Origin of the sequence: Desulfatibacillum aliphaticivorans DSM 15576 (assembly GCF_000429905.1) — a bacterium.
In the GTDB taxonomy this organism is placed as follows: domain Bacteria; phylum Desulfobacterota; class Desulfobacteria; order Desulfobacterales; family Desulfatibacillaceae; genus Desulfatibacillum; species Desulfatibacillum aliphaticivorans.
The window spans coordinates 125,226-146,156 of sequence record NZ_KE386982.1; the positions used below are offsets into that span (position 1 = coordinate 125,226).

Below are 20,931 nucleotides of genomic sequence, written 5' to 3' on the forward strand. Positions count from 1 at the left end.
TCAGGCGTTTTCAGAAAAACCGACTCCAGCGTCCTGGCTGCCTGTCTTTGGAGCCTCGCCGACCTGGCCTGGATGGATATCGGCGCCCGGGCGCTATTCGTTGGGAAAACCCCCCGTCCAAATTTAATCCATGATCCAACCGCCTGAATTTGCAATGTCATTCTTGCAAAAACACCCCGCCCGTCCAAACTTCGCTTTATTCAAAAAGCAATTACGGACCTAATAACACTTTGATTTTAAACAATAAAAGAATCATCGGTCCAGATGTCCAAAGTTGTTTCATTTCTTTTTTCACGCGCACAGTAGAGACCTATATATATATAAAAAGGTTTCATCAAAACTTTGGACGGCTGGACCGAAGCCACAGAAACCCTTTTATTTCAGCATGCTGCAATGACCAAAATTCCCTTTTGCTTACAAAGAGCTTTGGACTCGCAGCCCAAGAATGGACCGTAGGCCCTCCTTTAGGGGAAGGGAGGGGAGGCGGGGAGCCCTGGGCGGACCTCCCAAAAGCAAGAGAAGGATGCGAGCGCTTCCCTGTGTGCGCTCGCGCCATTTTTTTCTTTTCAAGGCCAGGGTGAATGCGTTGCACCTAAAGGGTGTATTTGTCTTGACACATTACACCTTTTAGGTGTAATGCTAAATAAGCTGCTAACCTTTAATCGTAGGAGGAGAAATGAAGAAATGGGAACGATGGGAAACATTGACTTGTGGAGACTGCAGAAAATTCGAGCTAACCCCTAAACGATCAGAAGTTTCGGACGATGGCTTTGGTAGATGTAGATCCAAACACAGGGATATTCAAATGCACGGCTTCGACATGCGGGACGGCTGCGCCGACGACCCAGCTTGTGAGCATATCGATGAGAAGGTTTGAGCCACTTACAAGGCCTCTTCCCCGGCTGCATCCGAGGAAGAGGCTGCCCATGCACAACCAACACAATGGAGGATAACCACATGAGCCAACAAACAGTAACATCGAAAAAATCTTACCGCAACACTAACGAGGACAAGGACCACAGCTTTTCAGCCGCCGGCAATCTCAGACTTGAAAAAATTGTGGTCGAAAACGCAGAACAATGCCAAGGACTCGTTTCCTTTCTCGTGTCCCAAAGCTGTTTCTTCTCGGTGACGCCTCTCCCGGACGATTACTATGAAATCGCTTTCAAAGCCGGCGAAGGCCACCTTAAGAGAGCCTCGCTCCACCTGAACAAGGTTGTCATTCCCGACATCCTGACCAGGGCCGTCCTGGCGGAAAAGGGTTATGGCGCCGACTTCTCCGAGGATGTTTTCCCGAAGCAAATACAAATAACAACTTATAAAGGCCCCTCCTCTCTCAATAGGGGTCGCAAAAAGGATTAAACGCTTATGCCGCTGAATTCTAAACGAGATATAAAGGCCAGCATACAGGGCTCCCGATACCACACACTGGCTCTAAATACCGTCCTGATAGGAGATGCGGCCTCTCAGGCCGACCAGGATGCAGATCTCTACCACTGGTGGAGCGCCGGCCTCTATCGCACAGGACGCGGGGGGTACTTTTTAGCCGGGGAGGGGGGGGCGTTAACCAAGTACGGCCGGCGTGATACCGAAGGGCGCCTGACCCAGGGGCAAAGAATCATCCCTTTGACCCATGAGGACGCCCAGCAATGGGCGATTCAACATCTTGGCCATGAGACCGTTAGGAAACATTTTAAGGGGAAACATGCGCACACTGACAAAACGTGACATCGCAAGCAAGCTGAACCTCCCCATACGGACAATCCAGCTATGGACGGACCAGGGGATCGTGGATCCCGACATTCGCCCAGCTGCAGGAAAAGGAATAGCCAGGCTGTATTCCGAACGGAACGCCCTTGAATTTGCAATGGTCAAAATCCTGGCCAAGGACTTCAGCTATAGACTTGACTGCTTACGCGACATGTTTACGCTTTTGCGCGATGAGCCAAAGGAATCTATGGACGGGTTTAAGGGTTTCTTTGGCGATCCCGCTTATGGGAACTCCAAAGAAATGCTTTTTATCCAAAGTAGATCCCCTGGTGGCCTAAACCGCCAGCTGCTGCAGATCCAGGAAGGGCAGAATCCTGGTGAAGCAGCGCAGTCCGTTTTTCAAGACCAGGAGGATGTTGACTTTTCGTTTTTATTTTTAGGCCGCATCAAACAAAAAGCCCTGCAAATGCTAAATTGAAAACGATTACGTCCTTAAATCAAAGGCCCCGATGAAACCTTCTTTATCGGGGCCTTTTGTGCGTCTGGGGGAGCTGGGGGGGCGAGAATCACTCTATCATCGGGAACTCATCCCACGTCCGGCCGTCCAGGAGCCGCCCTGCAGCCTTTTTGCCGACCCGCCTAACTGTCGCCCCATCCTCAAAGTAATGGTGTTTTCCAGGGCCTTCCACCTCGCTTACTGACACAAACTCGCCATGGCCCATAAAGAAGAAGGCGACGCCTGCAGCCTGGCAATCGTCCCGGACTTTCCGTGGCCATGCCGGGTGCATGGGGCGGACCCCGGCGCCGCGTCCGTTTTCTACCCCCAGGACCACCAAGTCGAGCTTGGGGCCGGACGCCGGTGTCTCACATATGCACTCAATGCCGGTCAGAGAGTTCAACGCCAGCTCCGGTGCGGTGTTAAGATTTGTTAACCAGACCGCACCAAGCATCGGCTCGATGCTCACAAAGTGAACTGCGGCAAGCACCTGCAGCAAAAGAAAAAGTTTTTCATTGGCCTCTGCCTGGTTACAAACCGTGACCCCCGCCCACACATGGGGCGGCCATTTAGCTTAGGCGTTTCCGCCTAATTCCCTCTCGATCGCTTCATAGTCGGGAGCCCACCCGAGCTGATCCAGGACGTTGTCCGGCAAGCCGGCGCTCCGGAGATCCGCGTTGGTGAGCGCGATGCATTTCTGGACGCAGGGCGGATTCCGCCCGGTTACGATGGGATAGTGCTTTGACGTGATACGGATGGTGTGCAGAATATCCTCGTTGGGCGCCTTCAGGTCCAGGAGGAAGTCCGCGCCCTGGGTCTCTGCTTCAGCGTCCATCCATTGTTGCGCCTCAAAAAAAGAGACGGTTAAAGCGTTCGAAGCCAAAACAGCGCCCATGTGCGTGGACAGGGCGACGTCGGTCCGGCAACACGTGATTTCCATGACGTATCTATCCATTATTCTTGCCCTCCGTTAGCTGGCTCAGTTGTTCAAGCTCCAACAACCTATCAAGCTCCGCTGCAATTAGAGCCCCCGCCTTCACCAGGATGTCAAACCGTTGGCCAGGTTTGAAACCATTATAATCTATTCTTCTCCCCATCCCCACGAGATTCCGTGGCCGCTTATCCCAACCTTCCTGCCAAGATTTTGGCCAAGGGTCATAAAAGCACATCCCGTTGTCACTCGTTGTTTGTATAAAAATTTGACGGGGAGCTGCAAAACAAGAAGCCACCATGGCGAGTTCGCCGTTCCGGTGTTCCTTCACATCGTGGTAAACACTCCAACCTTCCTCTTCTATTTGCCGCAGGCGTTCTGCAGCAATGAGTTCAACTCCTGTTTTCATATATTCCTCCCTCTATAATGGCGGCCAGGCGTCTGTCGGCACGTTGAATATTCCGAGTTGCCCGCGGATCTCCACAGGCTCATAGAACTTCCTTGGGTCTCGAAAAAACCAGCCATAAGGCCCGAAGAACCAAGGAGACTCAGCCATTTTATAATTCACTGCATAGCAATCCAAACGCATGCAATGACACAAAAACACGTTCCCAATCACCGCCCCCCGAACGAATTCATCTACTCCCGGCAGCGGGATCTTCGGAAAGGTCTCCTGGACCCATTCATATCCTTCATGGTCGAATTTTTTACTGGAATGGATATAGAGTTGGCCCCTGTACTTTGTTGACCAGGTGCGATTCTCGCAATCCTTGTAGCCGTTAACAATTAACCAGCTCCAGGGCGGCCGAACCGACAAACATTTATAAAAATCGTGTGAAATTTTGGAGTAACAGATCATAGATCCTCCTTAATACCGGTTACACGGCATCATGCGCCTGGTGACCCCAGGGCGAAACGCCGGGCTTTGTTTGGGGGGGGATGACGGGGGCGGCGACCAATATAAGGGCCTCATCCCGCGAGACAAAAAGAACGATGCTATTATCCAGTGCCTTCATTGCTACCCCCTCTTCCTTTTATCCAAGCATTCGGGTCGTATCCCCGATTATAGAGGTCGCATTCGCACTCGCCGTCGCCATAGACCTGGCGTGCCGCACAATGCGCAGAATGGCCTTCCTTTTCGAGTTGGGCAATTCGTTTCATGGCGGCTTCGCTCTCTTCATGAGCTTCAAGGATGCAGGCGCGGCACCAATAAGCGCCGGCGTCCGCCGTGCCGGAGAAGTACAACTGGACGTTATCCCTTTCGCAGCTTTCGCATTTTTCGCCCGGCTCCGGGCCGAACTCGCACCTATCGAAACCCATTTCCTGGAAGATCTCTTCAGACATTACTTTCCTGACGGCTTCAAGCTGCCTGATAACCACGTCAATGGACTCGATCTTATGGAACTCCATCCTCACAGGAACATTTTCGACCAGCTCGCAATCAAGATTCTGTTTAAGCCCAATAGCGTCAAAATCACTGCTAACAAAAAACAGGACGCCCACAGATTGTGCAGGGTCATCAAGCACGCCGACGCCGACGTCGATGTCTCCTACGCCAAATTTCAAATACATTGTGTTGCTGGATGCCTCGATACCCATTATTCCACCTTTCAGCGCCTATTTGTGGCGTGTATTCGTTTCCGTCCATCTGGACTCATGAAAATTGGCCGCATGGTTGGCCGCTTTACCATCAACGGGAACCCAAACGGCCAAGAACCGGCCAAATAAGTCATTGAAATTATTAAAACAGGAGAAAAATAAGGTGGTTATAAAGGTAGGATAATTTCCTGCTAAGCGAGTGTGCGGGGAAACCTGCACCGAGGGTTCGAATCCCTCTCTCTCCGCCATATTTTCAATCCTCCATCTTCCCCTTGCCTGAAAAAATCATTTGAACAGGATAGCTGTATGCTTACAAAGAAATTTCCGGCAGCTGTAAGTTATGGGGAATTTCAAACCAAGTCCAAAGAGTTCCTTGTCCCTTTTTTTTCGGAAGGAAAATCCGGGTTTCAGGGGCTATCCTCCGGCAAGGCGTTTGATCATGGAGTGATGGCGTTCATCGGCAAGGAAATCGACGCTAACGATATTTTTAAAATGCTGGTGGACAGCGGTCAAAAAATTCCAAACGCGCAAACCACGCTAAAAGTCTTGGAACGCTATCTTTCAGAAATTCAGCAATTTAAAATCGGCAATATTGTTCGGATTGAATACGGCCGCGAATTGAATTTTTCATTAATCAAAGAAGCCGACCGCCCCGGAAGCACCGAAAAGAACAAATCCAAGCTGCCCTGAAAATCCCCCTATCCGAAGGGCGGCCTAACATTCCATCATAACTGAATGTTAGGCCGAATTTCGATAATCGCTTTTTGGGGAAGGATCATATTAGCCGAATACTCCGTGAAATATACCCGAAGATCTACAGGGCTTCCACGATGAAAGCATGCCCAGGACCGCCGCTGGCGCACAGGGATGCACAGCCGAACCGTTCGTTGCGCCGCCGCAATTGGTTGATCATGGTAACGATGAGACGCACGCCTGTGGCGCCCACCGGGTGGCCGAGACTGATTCCGGAGCCGGCCGCATTTATGCGATCCACATCCAATCCAAACTCCCGGTTGCATCCGATCACCTGGGCGGCGAAAGCCTCATTGAATTCAAAATAATCCATGTCGGCCAGGTCCATCTTTGCAAACCTGAGGGCGTTTTTCACCGCCGGAACCACCCCCAGCCCCATGACCTCAGGCTCAACCGACCCCGGGGCCGAGCTTACGACCCTGGCCAAGGGCTTGAGGCCCAGCGAGGCTGCCTTGTCCGCCGCCATCATAACGATGCAGGCCCCGGCGTCGTTCAGCCCGGACGCGTTCCCGGCGGTCACGGTCCCCCCTTTTTTGAACACAGGCTTGAGGCGGGCTAAACTCTCCAGGGTGGTGTCGGCCCGGGGATGCTCATCCGTGTCAAAGGTTACCATCCCTTTTCGGGTCTTGATTTCAACCGGGAGGATTTCATCCTTGAACCACCCGGCTTCCGTGGCTGCGACGGCCCTCTGATGACTCATGAGAGCCCACTCGTCCTGCTCCTCTCGGGAGATATCATAGCGTTCGGCGATGTTTTCGGCAGTCACCCCCATGTGGTATCCCAGAAGGGCGTCCACCAGTCCGCCGATCATAAGGCTGTCCTGAATGCGTTCTCCGTCATTGAGGCGATATCCTTTGCGCGCCCCCATGAGCAGATAAGGGGCATTGGTCATGCTTTCGACGCCCACGGCGACGCCGGCGTCAACCTTGCCCAGCATGATCTCCTGAGCCAAAAGCTCCGCTCCCCGCATGGAGGAGGCGCACTGCTGATGCACCGTAAAGGCGAAAGACTCCGCCGGCAGCCCCGCCCCTATGGCAATGTGCCGGGCGGTGTTTCCGGGAGAGCCGGCCTGATTGCACTGGCCGCAAACCACTTCCTGAATCTCCGCCTTGTCTATTCCCGCCTTCTCAACCGCTCCATTCAGGGCAGTCACCCCAAGCTCCACAGCGGACAACGTGGAGAGCGATCCCATATACCCGCCAATAGCCGTTCTGGCTCCGCTGACAATCACAACATCTCTCATTGATTCACCTCTTTTTATTTGGATTTTAAAACAAAAAAACTCTCCAATAATGATCCCGGAACCATGCCGGGTTTGGTCAGCCGCCCCAGTCTCCGGGCGCCGCCGCTCCCGGGGATAAGTCCCGGGTTGATCTCCCATAGCCCAAACCGAAGCACACCCTGCGTCTCGCCGAATTAGTCGCCGCCGGATTGTTTGCTCCAGGGCGCGGTATGCCGTTAGTCCATTGAAGTTGCGGCGTTTACTTCCAGGGAATAACGCAAAATTACACACTTGTCAAACACTGCGTCTAATGCCTTTCTTCTCTAACATTCTAACGGAAGTTTTGAGGATTTCTTTCCTAAACTCAATGCGCTGGGGATCACCCAGCTTGCCCCGACAATCCTTGATCAACAAACTGCATGAGGGATTGTTTGATCTCCTCGGCGTCACATCCGGGTTGGGCGTTAAGGCCTTAAAAAATACCAATTCAAGGACGCAGGATTCCTGCGTTTGCAGGAATGACAGGAAAGGCGGGCGCAAAGGATTGGCGAATCCGATTTTTTTGGCTGGATTAAGACAGGTCGTTCGTCCGCGTAAAGTTTTTGGATTTTAATGTCAAATGGGCCGCCCCTACTGCGCTAACGCGCCAGGCAAGATACTGCTTTGCCTGGGCCACCCTGAAAAAACTGGGCAAGCCCGCCTCGGGCATGGAGACCATGCCCCTACATCAACCCCATGGCCTTGGCGGCCAAAAGGCAGGAGCCTTGCCAAAGGGCGGATCCCACGGAGGAACAGAGAATGTTGTCCAGCCGGGCCAAAAGGCCGGTCACGCCGTCCGCGCTTTCCCTGCGCATCATGGACAGAATGGTCCGGGTGGATTTTTTGTTGTCCTCGGACATTTCCTCCTTGAACCTGCCGATCTCTTCCTGAAGCGCAGCGATAACCTTGTCCATATTGTCCGGGCTTTCGGCCATAGCCTGGCCGATGGTTTCAAGGTTAATGTTTACGGAAAAACTGGCATGGCTTAAATCAGGTTTGGAATTACCTTCGGCAAGAACCATGCTTCCCTTGTTTTCAATTTGATACTTCGGAGGTAGTTCAATCTCTCCGTTAAGAAGGCTAACAACCAGTTCTTTGAGTTCGTAGCGCCCTCCTTCCAGTGATGCAATTTTCCTTCCGTAATATTCTTTTATCAACTGATAACCGCGCTCTACGTCCTCATGTTTATAGACAGTAAATATTGCGCGAGGAGTTCCACGGGAATGAAAGCTGTCCAGGGCCATACCCATGTCCTGATTTTCTTCGTTGATGGCCTGGGCCGCCATGTCCATGATCAGGGGATCGATGGGGGAGAACCCGTGTTCAAAGATATATTCAATGGTGGGGAGTTGGCTGTACAGCTCCTCAAACTCCCCGGGTTTGAAATCCCGGTCCGGAGGGGTGCGTTTTTCACCCTTAAAGTCAAAGTAAACATAGTCGCACTTGATGTCTTTGATGATCCAGCCGTCGCGTGCGGTTCCGTACAAGATGGCACCCGTGACATCTGCTCTGGAAAGATTCACCTGATTCATTAGGGAGAAAGAAAGATTTGCACCTGTTAGATTCGCTTGCTGTAGATCTGCTCCATTTAAATCAGCATATTCAGCAACTACTTTCTGAAGATTGGCGTTCTGCAAATCGCCATCCCAAAGGTAGGCTTCATAAAGATAGGCTGTGGACAGGTCAGCCCCTTGGAGGTTAGCCCCACTAAGATCTGCTTGCTCAAGGTTAGAGCCGGATAGATTGGCTCCCTGAAGGTTTGCATCCGATAGGATGGCCTCCCGGAGATTGGCCCCTTCCAGGTTAGATTCTTGTAGGTTTGATTCTTGTAGGTTGGAGCCTTGAAGGTCGGATTCTCTGAAGTCAGCTCCATGAAGGTTGGCCTTTTGAAATCCTGCATCCCAGAGGAAGGCTGAGCGGAGGTTGGCACCTTGCAAATTGCTTTCCTGGAAATCCGCCCCTCCTAAATGCCCTCCTTGGAGGTTGGCCTCTTGAAGTTTAGCCTCTGTGAGTATGGCTCCTTGCAAATTGGTATTATGAAGATCAACGCCAGAGAGGTCAGTATTCCGGAGGTTGCACTCTTGCAGTTTAGCGCCTTGAAAAATGGTTCCGACAAGAATGGCCATACGGAGGTCAGCTCTCTGGAAACATGATTCGCTGAGGTCAGCATCATGAAGATCGGCATGCCGCAAATTGCATCCCCGAAGGTTGGCTCCATGAAGATTGGCACCTGCGAGGTTAGCCTCTCGCAGATCGGCCCCGCTAAGGTTCGCTGAGTGAAGATTAGCGTTTTGGAGATCAGCGCTTTCAAGATCAGCGTGCTGGAGGTTTGCGTAACGCAAATCTGCATTCAAGAGGTGGGCACGCTGGAGGCCAGCTCGTTGCAATTCGACATATTGAAGAGTCGTGTAATGGAGGTTAACTTGATGCAAATGGGCCCGATCCCCGACCCTCTCATCGGATTTCAGCCAAAGTTTATGTTGCTTCAGGATATGCTGGAGTTCATTTTTTGAGATTTCACGATATTCGGGCATTGGGATGCCTCCAGGGCAGTAGCGCGGCTGGAACGATTGTATTTTGAGTGCAATTAATTTTTGATGATTGAATGGTTTTAACGGAAATAACCCTAAGCGTCAATGATTAGGAAATGACGAGAAGAAATGAGACGCTGGATTCCCGATAGAAGCATTCGGGAATGACGATGGGGTTGCAGGGACTGCCCGACAGGTTCTGAGACAGGCAAAGACGCTGGATTCCTGCTTTCGCAGGAATGACAGACGCCGTTAGGACAGGCACGGAGGCCTGTCGCTACAAAAAAGGAGTATCGTTTGCGGCTTGCGATGTTGTAATTTTGGTTGGAAGATGCTTTTCATGCCGGGTTTCGCAGGGGTTAAGCGCAACCCGTGTTTTGTTTAAGGCGCAATAGGTTATACACTCTCCATGCAACCGTTCACAGGCCCTGCGCGAAGCGCCATTTAAGAAGTTTTGATCAAACTTTTTCAAAAGTTTGCCGCCGGAGGCTTGCTTTTATTTTCTTTTCCTTGCTTTGTACTTGTCTCAGTCAATTAGTTGCACGGCGGTTTTGATGGCTCCTTTTTCGCTGAGGTCCAGGAAGTCCTGACCGAGCTTTTTACTCATTTTGGCGGCTTCTTTCCAGGCGGGCTGGCGGATATGGTCCTGATCCTGGAATCGGGAGAAATCCTTGCGGTCCGGGATGCGTCGGAAAGGCAGTTTGGCCACGAATTCCGGGGACGGCGCCAGGATGATTGTCCGGTCCATAATTTCGCCGTCGGCCCAGCGGGAGGTTCTTTTTTTATCGAACCATCCTCTGACTGCGTGGGGATAAAAATGAGGGTACAGGATAAATCCCTTGGATTTCGGCTTCATGGGAAATGCGGGATGATAGTCCAGCAGGCCGCCGTCCCGGTACATACCCTGGGGGGCGCCGGGGATGTCCTTGACTCCGTGCATGATCAGGGGGATGGACCCGGTGGCCAGAAGGGCCTGGGAAAAGTTCCCCGTGTTCAGGGGCGTGAAGCTGGGCGGAAACTCCGAAAAATCCAGCACCGAATCCGTGGTGCGCGGATCGTGAAACACGGTGCGTTCGAAGACTTTGCCCTGGAGGCTGCGGCTGACGTAATTCAGGCCGAAGGCCCAGGCCATGCCGGCGATGAGCAACGGGGCCTCTTCCCGGGCCATGAGACCTTTGCACCGGACTGCGGAAAAGGAGAGCCTGCAATAGGGATGGGCGAGGATCTGATTGACGCCGTCCGAGCCCATGATGATTTCCATGATGCGCACGGACTCGTCGGATACGTCGCTGGCCGTGGGCCGGCCTTTGTAGCTCTGGCTGATGTAGGCGTCCTTAAGGCGGTCGAATGCGGCCGCGGAATCGTCCTGAGCCGCTGCGGTGAGCTTCCACGCGCCGATGGAAGTTCCCAGCAGTTCCAGAGGCTCGGTCCTGCCTGCAAACCATTGCGAGAAAACCGCCGAATCCAGGCCGTACAGCACCAGCCATTTGGCGGCGCCGGACGCGCCCAGGACGGCGGAGATATCCGAGGGCTGCAGCCCGTTTTCGCGTATATGATCGTAAGCGGATTTTCCGGCTTGGACCAGCAGGTCGGCGCCGCCGCTTTTCATTGAGTGCGCAGATGATTTTTGAGCCATGGTTTGATTCTCCTTTGGCCCAATGTCTTACAACAAATTTGTGAATAGTAAAACCGGCAGATTTTATTAATCGATTGGACGAATTAGGTCTATGCTCTTTTAGGAATAGCCAGCAATACTTATCCTTTGAAAAATATGTGGTTTTAGATACTTAGATATGCATTCCCACGCAAAGCATGGGAACGAGAAGGCCCATCGTATTTGGATAATTGGATTTTTTTAGCCGAAAAAAAGATCTGTTTTAACTCAGAGTTTGCGGACGATCATCATTTAGGATTTCTTAATTTTTTTCAGGTCGCCCCTTTTGTTGCTTCGCAACCCGGCGCCGATACTGCTGTGCCAGGGCTACCCACGGCCTTTTAATTGAAAATTTTTTGGTTTCAGATACTTAAAACTGCATTCCCACACAAAGCAAGGGAACGAAAGGCGGAGTCAGACTTCAAAATCAATGCCTTGTTTTTGAAGCAGGGCGTAGCGTTTTTTGTCGAACTGGTAAAGCTGGGCCGGGCGATAGTTTTCCTTGCGCACGTTTCCCGTGGGCGCCAGAACTCCGAATTTGAGGACCTTGCGGCGGAAGTTCCGCTTGTCTATGGAGCGGCCCAGGATGATTTCGTAGGCCTGCTGCAGGTCGGACAAAGTGAACTCGTCGGGCAGCAATTCAATGCCCACGGGCTGCCAGCTGATTTTGCTCCGCAGGCGCTGGACGCCGGTTTTGATGATCTGGGCATGATCAAAGGCCAGGCCGGGCAATTCGTTGACATTCCACCAAATTGCCTTGGCGGCGTCGCTGCCTTCGTGAATCACAATGTGGCCCGGCTGCACCAGGCCCAGGAAGGCTGTTGAGATCACCCTGCCCCGAGGGTCGCGGCCGGGCGCGCCAAAGGTGTACAACTGCTCCATGTACGAAAGCCGGACGTTGGTCTCTTCCTGCAATTCCCGGATGACCGCGGCTTCCAGGTCCTCGTCCATTTCCACAAACCCGCCGGGCAAGGCCCAATTGCCTTTAAAAGGCTCCCGCGCCCTTTCAATCAGAAGGATCTTGAGGGCCGCCTCGTCAAAATCAATGCCAAAGACCACCGCGTCCACGGTATGGTCCGCCTTGGGGTATTTGTAGGTGTACGCCATGCCTATTTTGCTCTTCCGCCTGAGTTTTCATGTTGATCGCCTTGCATTGTTTTACTGTACACCTTTTCGTTTCCGGCGCCAAGAGCGCGTCCTTGGTCATAGAAAGAGGACTCGTCCGGTTCATAAAAAAAGGCCCGTTCCGCCTTTGATTCCGCGGCGCAACGGGCCTTTGATTGTTTTCGGGGATGAGAGCCGGTTAGGCGCTCCGCATCATAAAATCCTTTGCCAGGGCGGTTTTCATGCCTTTTTTGACCAGATCCTCGAACACCCGGGCCAGCTTGTCGCTGAACAAGGTGGTTCCCGGCGGATCGGGCACCGGGCTGGACGCGTCGATGATCCACACCATTTTGCGGATGTATTTGGGATCGCTGAAATAATCCGCAATGTCCGCCACGGTGTTCATGACGCAATGGGTGGCCGCCTCTCCCGCCAATAGGATTTCGTCCGCCTCTTCCAGGGTTTTGATCAGATCCTGATTCACCTGGGTCGAGGGATCGTTGGGATCCGGCACCTCGGCCTTGACCGCCGAAAAATGCTCGGTCCAGGGATTATCGCCCTTGGTCACAAAACTGGCGTTAACGCCCTGGGCCTCCCACTCGTGGATGGCCTCCGCCAGCACCGGCGTGATGTTATGGCCGCCGTCGCCGATGAGGCAGTGCTCCGGCCAAATGGTGTGGGGGTATCTGCCCGCCGCTTCCAAGGCTCGCAAATACTCCAGGCTGCGCTCCTGAAAATCCGGATTGGCCGCGGCCCAGCGTCCGGCCTCCACGTCCTCCGAACTGATGAGGGTGAAAGGCTGCGGGTTTTCTCCCTGGGCGTTCTTCCACCAGATGGGGTGGGAGATATCCACCTTTTTATGGCTGTCCAGGGTCACGTGAATATGGTCTATTTCGTCCTTGATGCGGACAATCATGTCCGCCAGGCGTTTCATGTCTTCTTCCGCGCCCGGAACGTAAAGGTTTCCGTTGGGATCGCAAAAATCATTCTGGGGGTCGATGATGAGCAAGTGTCTTTTCATGGTTATTCCTCCCTTTGCCTCGCCTTAAGCCGGATAATTTCAGCCCTGAGTTCAGCCAGTTCCAGGTCAAATCCTCCCGAAAGAATGGGAAACCGGCACCATGTCTTGGGATCGAGGTTTTCGTCGTCTACATGGAATGACGGGGCGTAACGCTCCCTTTTCCATTGGTTTCTGCTCCACAGTGTGAAAAATTTTTCTATCCACTGATAAATCTGCTCTTCCGGCGTATCGGAAAGCGCAGCGCAGGTTTTAAAAAAGGCTTCCGTGGGCCCTTGCTTGTCCCGGATGGCCTGCAGCCACACGCCGGGCGCCGGGTCCGGGCCTGGATGTTCTGCAGCCCGATGTCGTCCTGCTCCCAGGTCAGGGCGCGGCCTACGGCGTGCTCGATCATGCTGCGGTATCCCGCTGCCAGAGGCTCCACGTCCAGGTTGTAAAAAGTCGCGCCCAAACTTGCAGCGACCCGCCTGGCTGCGTTTTGCGAGGCTTTGGACGAGTTTTCCGTGGCCTGGTACACGCATATAAGCAGGCGCTCCACCATATAGTCAATGGGGTCGTTGGGCTTCAGGCCGGGAACGCCTAATTTTTTGACGAATTTCTCCGGCCAAATGCTGTTTGGGGACAAGCCCCAGGATCTTGCCGCCGGCCAGGACCGCGGCGCAGTTGTAAACCGCTTTTCGATGCAGGACCGGCAGTCCAACGATGACAACTATACTGGACGTTTCCCGGGCCGGGGCGACTAAAAAGCGTTGGGCGCGGTCCTGCACAAAGGGAGCGGAAAAGGCGTCTTCGCAGCCCTAGCCGGTGATGCATAACTCGGGCAACAGAAGGAAATTGGCCCTAACCGTTTCAGCCTGGCTAGCGGCCGTGCAAATTCGGGCCATATCGCCTTTCCAATCCAAGGGCGTATGGTTCAGGCTCGCCGCTGCTAGGCGTATGATTTTCATGACAGCCTCCTTGTAAGTGAAGCCAAATCCTTAACCTAAGCGCTCAACCCCGGCATTTGCCGGCGGCGCAAAAACTCCATGCGCTCGGCCGTGGCCCTGCTGAACCCCACGGGCGCCAGATCCGGCTCGGCGGGAAGCTCCGAGCTTTTAAGCGGCCCGTATCCTTCGGGGAAGTCCTCTCCAGCCTGGCCGATAAGCCCGATTTCGCCCCGGCCGCCGTTTCTGCGAAAAATCATGGGCACGCCAGGCACGGTGGTCTTTTCCGGCGCGCTGAACTTCATGACCGGCTCCCCGGCCGTCTGGGAGAGCTTGTAAACCGCGGACACCCGGTCCCGGGTGAGATCGTCCAAGGCGGGCCTGCCCACCAGATACCCGCCGGCCCCGTAAAACCGCCTTTCAGGGGGGACGCCCAGCTTTTCGGCGAATTCTTCCAGGCCCCGGACCTTATCCGCGTCCATGGAATCCATGAACACATAGGCCGGATTCACGCCCGCCTTGACGAATCGCCGCAACTGCTCCTTTTGATCTCCCGAGTCGAACCGGACCGAACAGGGTTGATCCGGATTTTCCCGCATCACCGCAATGGCGGCCGGAATGCCGGTGCGAACTGCGTCATAAGTATCGAACAGGTAGCTGGGCGCCTGGGGCCGCATGTCCCGGATGGCGCGAAAGCCGGCCTGATCGCTTCCCCAGCGCTGCTGATGCTCATGCCCGGCCGTGCCCACGGGAACCATGCCAAGCTCCCTGGCCAGGCAGACGTCGGAGGTTTGGGTCAGCCCGGCCTCTTGGCAGGCTTCCAAGGCAAGCCGGTGCATGGACATGCAGGTTGCGCCCCGCATGCCAACCTCAAAAAGCCGGCGTCCCTGGCCGCTCACCGCCTTGCTTAAAGCCCTTGCGTTGACCAGCACCCGCTCCTTGTACTTCCGGTCCACCTGGATGACGGGATTGAAAACGCCGCAAGCCTCCAGGGTAAGCCCGGCGATGATCGCTTCGTCCTCGCATGTGCATGTGAAATCCCGGCGCTTGGCAAGCAAGGCTTCCGCCGCAATCTGGATGGGGTATTGCAGCCAGATGACCAAAGGCTCCAGCCAGGAAACCAGAAAGGACGGCCCGGTGACCGTCAGGATGGGCTCCCTTTCCCGCACCCAACTTCCCCGGGGAGCTGCGTGGATTTCCGGCTCGGCCTCCAGGGCCTTTTTCATGGCGGGAGTCAGGCCGTACCCGGCTTCGGCCAGATACGCTTCTTCTTTCGCAGCAGGCGCAGGAGGGATCATGGCCCGGACCGCCCGGGCAAGGTCAAAGGGGATGAAGTACCATCCCGGCCTGCGGAAGGAGAGGTAAAAGGTCTCCTTTCTCAAGGGGAAGCCCGCCTGCCCCATGGCGAATTTATATCCGTCGGTCATGAGCAGGTTGGGCTTTTTGTTTTCGAGCATTGTTTGGACTATTTTTTGGGCGTTCATCGGCTTTCTCCTCGCTTTGTGTCTTAGTGTGTATCAAACACTAAGTTGGGCGTCAAGAAAAAAATGAGGCTTTTCGCCAAGCAGGAGGACGGATAGGGCTTAAGAGAGGATAAAATTACCTGATTTTACAATCAATACATGGCGAAACTCTTTTTTTCGTCGGGAAAGGCTTTATCCGAAGGCCCGGAGTAGGCCCAGGAGTCGCAGGCGGAGTTGGGGTCCAGGGCGGCTTTGATCTGCTTGATGAACAGGTGATAGTCGCCGCAGTGGGGGCCGAAAAGCTCGTTCATGGGGCCTCCGAATGCGCCCAGAGGAAGACCCAGGGCGTTATCGACGGCGCCTTGGGCGCCGGCCTCCACGATTTCCTGCACGGCCTGGACCGATTCCTCTTTATGGGAGGAAAACAGGCCGATGCCTTCCAGATAGCCCAGGTGGCCGGATTCAAAGGTTCCGCCGCAGCCGAGATCGGCGCCGTCAGCCACGATTGCCCCCTGGTCAATGGCGGGCTGCTTGATTTTTGCGATGAAGTCGCTTTGTTCAAAGCCCAGGTCCCAGGTGTCAAAGGAGCCTACGGACGTAAACATGCAGGAGGAGGGACGAAAGCAGCCTTGCACGTTGTTAACGTGGCGGAGCAGGAGTTGGAACATGCTGCTTTGCATTTTTTTCCGGGTTTGCTTTGGGATGGGCACGGCGTCCAGCATTTCCTGCAGCAGGGGAATTTTTGAGGCCAGGGCCAGGGGATTGTCAAAGACTTTGGCCAAAGGCTTCAGGAGGGGAAGCAGACTTGCGGGCGGGTCCAAAAGGGGAACCCTGAGCCCGTGGTTTTCCTTGGTTATCTGCTTGAGGGCCTTGACCTTCCATTCAAACTCCCGCTGGGAATGGCCGTGGACACAGACCACCAGGGCGAACTGGACGACTTTTTGAAACAAGCCGGTCTCCCAGATTTTTTTCAGGGTGAGGTTGTCGTCCGTAAAGCCCATGGACATGAAAAAGGCGGGCAGGCGAAAGTCCGCATAATTGCATTCGGCCTCGCCCAGTTGATACCCTGCATCGCATATGTTTTGCTTGGAGGGAAAGGTCAGCACAAAAAATTCGGTCTTGGGCAAGGGAGTTTCCAGGAAGTATCGCGGCGACTTGCCCGAGTGCTCCACCTTTTCAGGGCCGTCCCAGCGGTAGAGCTTGACACCGCATTTGGTGAAGGTTCCCAGGCTGCCGAAGGTGCCGTGAAAGCCTCGAATCAAGCCACGGACGCCCGGGCCGGGGCCGTCCATGCAAAACCAGCCCTTGCCCTCCCCCGCGCTGCCGAATTTTACGATCTCGCCTTTGGGCGTCACCCATTCCAGACCCATGAGGTTCCGGGCCGAATAGCCCATGGACGCGCCGGACAGGCCGTATCCCCAGGCCGCGGCGGCGGAGGCCAGAACCGAGTGGTTGCTTCCGCAGGAAACCACGTGCACGTTCAGGCCCTGCTTCCACAATTCGGTCTGCAGGTCGATGGCGCGCACGTAAGGCTCAATGACGGCGATCTGATTTTTTGCGTCTATATCGATGATTCTATCCATGCGCTTCAGGTCCAAAAGGATGGTCTTGCGTGACCCGGCTGCGCTGGAGGCGATCCAACCCGTGGAAAAGGACTTGATCATGAAGTCGTGGCGATTGCAAAATTGCGTGACCTTGGCGACTTCCCCGGCGGTTTTAGGCATGACCACAGCCGCCGGCCTCGGCGCCCAAACCTCGCGCTCCGGGTTCAGGGAGGAGGAATTGTACCACACCGCATAGGCGTCTCGAATGCACTCGTCCGCGTTGGCCCATTCCGGGCCCACAATGTCCTGCAATTCCTGGAGTTGGTCTTGATTCAGCATGTTATGTTTCCTTATTCCAGAAGCCCAGGAGGCCTTCCGGATCGAAGAGGTCCTGGGCCAGGTCGATGAGCTTGTCCTGGCCGGAATTGACTCCGGTTGCAAAAGCCCGGGCCGCGCCGTAGGGCCTGGAAAAATAAGCGCCTGCATTGAAGAGTCTGCGGCAAAGGTCCTGCTCCAGGGATTTCATGACGGAAACCTCTTTTGCATCCGCCGGGTTAAAAGGAAGCATCAATTCAAAATGACAGGCATGGTTCTGCACCACAGGTTGTATGTATAAGCCCCCCGAATCCCTGTTCACGCCCGCCCGGTCCAGGGCTTCGTGAAAGACTTCCAAGAACTTGGGCGCTTGATCCAGGGTGGATAAAAATATAACGGACAGGCAATGCCCTTTGAGGCCATGCCGCCAATCTTGCGGGCCGCACACGGAGGTTGACGTTTGAAAGAAATCCGTGGCGGAGACATCGCCCAGGCCTTCTTCCAGGGCCAGGCTGTTTTGACGGGCCATGTCCCAAATGTCGGCCTTCTGGTATTCCAATCTCTCTTTAGGAAGGCGTTCGAATCCGGCGATGTTCTGCAAACATACGAACTCGGGCAGGCCTTTTCGGATTTGGTCGAAATCGTCCGACGCATCATGGCTCATGAGCATGGCGGCGGCCGTACGGTTGAGGAGAAAGGCGTGCTCTCCCAGCCAGGGCCGCTGCACGGCGTAGACGTAGGGGATGAGGCTGTCCAAATCGCCGCCCAGGAAATAGGATTCCTGAACCGACGGGGCCAGTTCGGTGCGCAGGCTGATCCAGGTTGCCACGCCAAAGCGCCCCTGGCCGCCCATGACCACCCGCTGAAAGTCGGACTGGCCCGGCCCCAGGGGGGATTTTTGCGCGCCCTTGGATTTGCGCTGGGCTTCCAAGGAGCCGGGGCCTCCGGCTGCGCCCGTGCGAAAAAGGCGTCCGTTTCCGAACACGATCTCCGTGCTGGCCACCGGGTCCTGGTAATCCCATTGCTTGTTGGGCCAAGTGGAGGGCTCGCGATCCAAGACAGCCGCCAGCACGCTTTTTCCGCTCCGGGGCGCCAGGGGCGTGGGCAGGGTCATGCCGTGGGGCTTAAGCGCCTCCTGCAACTGGCCGTAAGTCACGCCCGGCTGGACGATGCACACCCGGTTTCGGCGGTTGATCCAAAGAATTTCATTCCAATGGGAAAGATCCATGGCGACATGGGGCTCCTTGCGTTGGATGCCGCCCCTGATGTGGGGGCCGATGGACGAGACAGGCGCCATTTGGATTTTTTGGGTCTTTAACAAGGCCTGAAGGCTGGAAACGTCCTTGGGGCGAACCACGCCCGCGGAAGGAGCGCATTCCTCCAGGAGAGGGTTATTTACGCTATAGTTTGACAAAACCTGAGGATCGTCCTCGACGCCGCCGGAAAACCCGGGAGCGGCTGCAATGCATTCTTTATCCATGATTAACCCTCCGCCGAGTTGTGTACGCCCAGGGCCTGAGCCAGGATTTCCATGATGTCCGCGACCCGGACGTCCAGGCCGGCCTCCCGCGCGGAAGCCTCCAGATGGGATCGGCAATGGGGGCAGGCGGTGACCAGGCATTGCGCCCCAACGTCCTTTGCTTCCTCAAGGCGGCTGATTGCACTTTGCCGGGCCATGGGCCTGGCGGCTTCGGTCAAACCGCCTCCGGCGCCGCAGCACAAGGCGTATTCCCTGATTCGGTGCATTTCATTGAATTGCAGCCCTTGGATTGAATGAAGCAGGCTGCGGGGCGCGTCGAAAACGCCTTCGGTCCCGTAGCGCAGGTTTTTGGGAGGGTCCGTGTAAGTCATCTGGCCGAAGGCGGTTTTCTCCACACCGTTCCACTCTTCATAGGGTTCGGCCTGACGTCCCAGATAGCAGGGATCGTGGTATGTTACGCGCATGGGTTCGGGCGCCTGGAGGTTGAGGCGTTTTCTTGCCAAGACGCGATCCAGAAACTCGGTCGCGTGAAGAATTTCCGCGTCCACCTTGACGCCGTAGGCCGGATACTTGCTTCGCATGGCGCCCAGGCAGGCGCCGCACAGGCAGACCACGGTTTTAGCGCCGGAACGCTCCAGGGCCGTCCCCGCATCACGGGCGGCCCGGGTGAAAACGTCGGCGAAACCGCTCCAATAGGCGGGCAGACCGCAGCAGGACTCTTCGTCCTGCAGCACGGCGAAATCCACCTTCAAATTTTGCAGAATCCGGGCGAACAGACGCGCGGCGGCCGCCTGCCTGGGATCGTGACGGGCCGAACATCCGGCCCACAAGAGGACTTTCGCCTTGTCGCGAGGGGCCTTTTTGATGTTGAGCCCCTTGTCCCAGGGCTTTGCGGGGGAGTCAAAAGGCGTCCCCCTATCCTGGATGCTCCGGCAGGTGCGGCCAAGCTCCGGAGGCGCCAGGCCGGCCAGGGCCAGGGTTTCCTTGAGCGCCGTGTTCACCTGATGCCTTTCCGCGTCCATGATGTACTTGCAGGCCACGTCGCAATATCCGCAGGACCGGCACGAAAACACAATCTCCGCCAGCTTTTCGTCCGCAGGAATGCGCCCGTGAAGCAGGGACAGGGCCATGAATTGAAGGCCCGACCCGGACCATGCATGAAACTGATGATAATTGTTGATGGGGCAATTGTTGGAGAATTCGACCTTTTGATACACGGCCAAGGGGACCATCTTGCACAAGGAGCAGCGGAAGCATTTTTTCATTTCCGCTTCATAGGGCTTGAGTTTATCCAGGTTCACGGCGCCTCCAATTTCTGTACGTTTTATACCACTATTAGATTTTCAGTATAATTCTACGGCAAAAAAATTTCAGGCGGTAATTCCTTGCAACACATAATCAAAGGCCTTTTTCACCCGGTCCTCAAACTGGGATTTGTCCGCGCCCTGCTGGATGTAATGGGCCACCATGGCCCGGATCATATCCATGACCACTTCGGGGTCCACCTCGGGCCGGATGAATCCGTTGTCCTTGGCCTGCTGGAAAAAATCATGGGCCAGGAGGGTCAGATCCTTGACCAGGGCGTTGATTTTGACTTCCACGCCCGGATACTGGAGATAAATCTGAGGCAGAACCACAGGCTCGAAGCGGCTCATATTGGCGGTGAACCGCTCCAGGGCGGTCCGGACGGCCTGCAAGCTCTTTTGCTTGTCGGCCCAGTCGATTTCGGTCTGGAGAAAAGAGGCTGCGGACTCGGCGTTTTCCCGCACCTGGGCCATGGCCACAGCTTCCACAATTTGCTCCTTGGAGCCGATGATCTTGTACAGGGTATTTTTGGCCAGCCCGGCTTCCCGGGCGAGCATGTCCGTATTCCAGCCTCTAACGCCCCGGGTTAACAGGAGTTTTTTGGCGGAATCGAAGACTTTTTGCTGGACGTGCTGGTTGTCTACTTTCACAACGGCCTCCCTAAACGTTTTATACTAATTTGATTCATTAAGTATAAAAAGTCAAGGGGAATTTTTTAAAAAGAGCGCCGATAACGGAAAAAACTCCGCTTACAATGCCGCGTGACTCACGACGCAAGGCGAAATGACTGCGTCGCTGTAATCACAAGGATTCCAAACATCAGGTGCGCCATCATCTTCTTGGG

General features: G+C 54.8%; 20 protein-coding genes. 3 read left to right on the top strand and 17 right to left on the bottom strand.

The annotated features are described in order from the left end of the window. The first annotated feature begins 957 nt into the window (after positions 1-957). On the top strand, positions 958-1,362 hold the full coding sequence (locus G491_RS0126670) for a hypothetical protein (RefSeq protein WP_028316709.1): 405 nt from the start codon (positions 958-960) through the stop codon (positions 1,360-1,362). Positions 1,363-1,705: 343 nt separating this feature from the next. Next, the gene (locus G491_RS0126680) at positions 1,706-2,188 is read left to right on the top strand and encodes a MerR family transcriptional regulator (protein ID WP_028316710.1); all 483 of its coding nucleotides are present in this window, start codon (positions 1,706-1,708) and stop codon (positions 2,186-2,188) included. A gap of 88 nt (positions 2,189-2,276) precedes the next feature. Here the strand turns inward: G491_RS0126680 and G491_RS32740 are convergent, their stop codons facing one another. The 5 genes from G491_RS32740 to G491_RS0126710 form a co-directional block, all read right to left on the bottom strand. Further along, entirely contained in the window at positions 2,277-2,762 is a 486-nt protein-coding gene (locus tag G491_RS32740) for a DUF5131 family protein (RefSeq protein WP_051327545.1), read from the bottom strand. A gap of 18 nt (positions 2,763-2,780) precedes the next feature. Continuing rightward, positions 2,781-3,161 carry a hypothetical protein gene (locus G491_RS0126690; RefSeq protein ID WP_028316711.1) on the bottom strand — a complete coding sequence of 127 codons (381 nt, stop codon included), beginning with the start codon at positions 3,159-3,161 and terminating at the stop codon, positions 2,781-2,783. After that, entirely contained in the window at positions 3,154-3,546 is a 393-nt protein-coding gene (locus G491_RS34725) for a hypothetical protein (protein ID WP_051327546.1), read from the bottom strand. The genes G491_RS0126690 and G491_RS34725 overlap by 8 nt, the downstream gene beginning before the upstream one ends. Positions 3,547-3,558: 12 nt before the next feature. After that, a complete protein-coding gene (locus G491_RS0126700; RefSeq protein WP_028316712.1) occupies positions 3,559-3,996 on the bottom strand; it encodes an ASCH domain-containing protein in 438 nt (145 codons plus the stop codon). Positions 3,997-4,136: 140 nt separating this feature from the next. After that, positions 4,137-4,736 (bottom strand): hypothetical protein, encoded by a 600-nt coding sequence (locus G491_RS0126710; protein ID WP_028316713.1) that lies wholly within the window; start codon positions 4,734-4,736, stop codon positions 4,137-4,139. A gap of 201 nt (positions 4,737-4,937) precedes the next feature. On the opposite strand from G491_RS0126710, the gene G491_RS0126715 reads away from it, so the two are divergent. Then, on the top strand, positions 4,938-5,426 hold the full coding sequence (locus G491_RS0126715; protein ID WP_157468631.1) for a hypothetical protein: 489 nt from the start codon (positions 4,938-4,940) through the stop codon (positions 5,424-5,426). Between the two features lie 124 nt (positions 5,427-5,550). Here the strand turns inward: G491_RS0126715 and G491_RS0126720 are convergent, their stop codons facing one another. The 12 genes from G491_RS0126720 to G491_RS34730 form a co-directional block, all read right to left on the bottom strand. Beyond that, a complete protein-coding gene (locus G491_RS0126720; RefSeq protein WP_028316715.1) occupies positions 5,551-6,732 on the bottom strand; it encodes a thiolase family protein in 1,182 nt (393 codons plus the stop codon). Between the two features lie 701 nt (positions 6,733-7,433). Then, entirely contained in the window at positions 7,434-9,284 is a 1,851-nt protein-coding gene (locus G491_RS35145) for a pentapeptide repeat-containing protein (protein WP_084511712.1), read from the bottom strand. 523 nt (positions 9,285-9,807) lie between these two features. Then, positions 9,808-10,917: a hypothetical protein gene (locus tag G491_RS0126735; protein WP_051327547.1), complete on the bottom strand. Its 1,110-nt coding sequence runs from the start codon at positions 10,915-10,917 to the stop codon at positions 9,808-9,810. A gap of 432 nt (positions 10,918-11,349) precedes the next feature. Further along, the gene (locus G491_RS0126740) at positions 11,350-12,042 is read right to left on the bottom strand and encodes an NUDIX hydrolase (RefSeq protein ID WP_028316717.1); all 693 of its coding nucleotides are present in this window, start codon (positions 12,040-12,042) and stop codon (positions 11,350-11,352) included. A 196-nt stretch (positions 12,043-12,238) separates the two neighbouring features. Beyond that, entirely contained in the window at positions 12,239-13,060 is an 822-nt protein-coding gene (locus G491_RS0126745) for a cysteine hydrolase family protein (RefSeq protein ID WP_028316718.1), read from the bottom strand. 196 nt (positions 13,061-13,256) lie between these two features. After that, entirely contained in the window at positions 13,257-13,682 is a 426-nt protein-coding gene (locus G491_RS36190) for a hypothetical protein (protein WP_211239177.1), read from the bottom strand. A 172-nt stretch (positions 13,683-13,854) separates the two neighbouring features. Further along, positions 13,855-14,004 (bottom strand): hypothetical protein, encoded by a 150-nt coding sequence (locus G491_RS36195; protein WP_211239179.1) that lies wholly within the window; start codon positions 14,002-14,004, stop codon positions 13,855-13,857. 35 nt (positions 14,005-14,039) lie between these two features. Beyond that, positions 14,040-15,464 (bottom strand): beta/alpha barrel domain-containing protein, encoded by a 1,425-nt coding sequence (locus G491_RS0126765; RefSeq protein ID WP_051327548.1) that lies wholly within the window; start codon positions 15,462-15,464, stop codon positions 14,040-14,042. Between the two features lie 131 nt (positions 15,465-15,595). Then, positions 15,596-17,326 (bottom strand): FAD-binding oxidoreductase, encoded by a 1,731-nt coding sequence (locus G491_RS0126770; RefSeq protein ID WP_028316722.1) that lies wholly within the window; start codon positions 17,324-17,326, stop codon positions 15,596-15,598. A 1-nt stretch (position 17,327) separates the two neighbouring features. Then, positions 17,328-18,782, bottom strand: a complete 1,455-nt coding sequence (locus tag G491_RS0126775) for an FAD-binding oxidoreductase (protein ID WP_028316723.1) — start codon at positions 18,780-18,782, stop codon at positions 17,328-17,330. Positions 18,783-18,784: 2 nt separating this feature from the next. After that, positions 18,785-20,083 carry a (Fe-S)-binding protein gene (locus tag G491_RS0126780; RefSeq protein ID WP_028316724.1) on the bottom strand — a complete coding sequence of 433 codons (1,299 nt, stop codon included), beginning with the start codon at positions 20,081-20,083 and terminating at the stop codon, positions 18,785-18,787. A gap of 69 nt (positions 20,084-20,152) precedes the next feature. Further along, positions 20,153-20,737, bottom strand: a complete 585-nt coding sequence (locus tag G491_RS34730) for a TetR/AcrR family transcriptional regulator (protein ID WP_028316725.1) — start codon at positions 20,735-20,737, stop codon at positions 20,153-20,155. Positions 20,738-20,931: the final 194 nt, after the last annotated feature.

What these genes read in the sequence shown, in the direction of transcription:
- G491_RS34725 (WP_051327546.1), bottom strand. Translation starts at nt 3,546, where the DNA reads ATGAAAACAGGAGTTGAACTCATTGCTGCAGAACGCCTGCGGCAAATA.
- G491_RS0126670 (WP_028316709.1), top strand. Translation starts at nt 958, where the DNA reads ATGAGCCAACAAACAGTAACATCGAAAAAATCTTACCGCAACACTAAC.
- G491_RS0126765 (WP_051327548.1), bottom strand. Translation starts at nt 15,464, where the DNA reads ATGAACGCCCAAAAAATAGTCCAAACAATGCTCGAAAACAAAAAGCCC.
- G491_RS0126740 (WP_028316717.1), bottom strand. Translation starts at nt 12,042, where the DNA reads ATGGCGTACACCTACAAATACCCCAAGGCGGACCATACCGTGGACGCG.
- G491_RS0126690 (WP_028316711.1), bottom strand. Translation starts at nt 3,161, where the DNA reads ATGGATAGATACGTCATGGAAATCACGTGTTGCCGGACCGACGTCGCC.
- G491_RS0126775 (WP_028316723.1), bottom strand. Translation starts at nt 18,782, where the DNA reads ATGGATAAAGAATGCATTGCAGCCGCTCCCGGGTTTTCCGGCGGCGTC.
- G491_RS0126720 (WP_028316715.1), bottom strand. Translation starts at nt 6,732, where the DNA reads ATGAGAGATGTTGTGATTGTCAGCGGAGCCAGAACGGCTATTGGCGGG.
- G491_RS0126745 (WP_028316718.1), bottom strand. Translation starts at nt 13,060, where the DNA reads ATGAAAAGACACTTGCTCATCATCGACCCCCAGAATGATTTTTGCGAT.
- G491_RS0126735 (WP_051327547.1), bottom strand. Translation starts at nt 10,917, where the DNA reads ATGGCTCAAAAATCATCTGCGCACTCAATGAAAAGCGGCGGCGCCGAC.
- G491_RS36195 (WP_211239179.1), bottom strand. Translation starts at nt 14,004, where the DNA reads ATGAAAATCATACGCCTAGCAGCGGCGAGCCTGAACCATACGCCCTTG.
- G491_RS0126680 (WP_028316710.1), top strand. Translation starts at nt 1,706, where the DNA reads ATGCGCACACTGACAAAACGTGACATCGCAAGCAAGCTGAACCTCCCC.
- G491_RS35145 (WP_084511712.1), bottom strand. Translation starts at nt 9,284, where the DNA reads ATGCCCGAATATCGTGAAATCTCAAAAAATGAACTCCAGCATATCCTG.
- G491_RS0126710 (WP_028316713.1), bottom strand. Translation starts at nt 4,736, where the DNA reads ATGGGTATCGAGGCATCCAGCAACACAATGTATTTGAAATTTGGCGTA.
- G491_RS0126700 (WP_028316712.1), bottom strand. Translation starts at nt 3,996, where the DNA reads ATGATCTGTTACTCCAAAATTTCACACGATTTTTATAAATGTTTGTCG.
- G491_RS0126770 (WP_028316722.1), bottom strand. Translation starts at nt 17,326, where the DNA reads ATGCTGAATCAAGACCAACTCCAGGAATTGCAGGACATTGTGGGCCCG.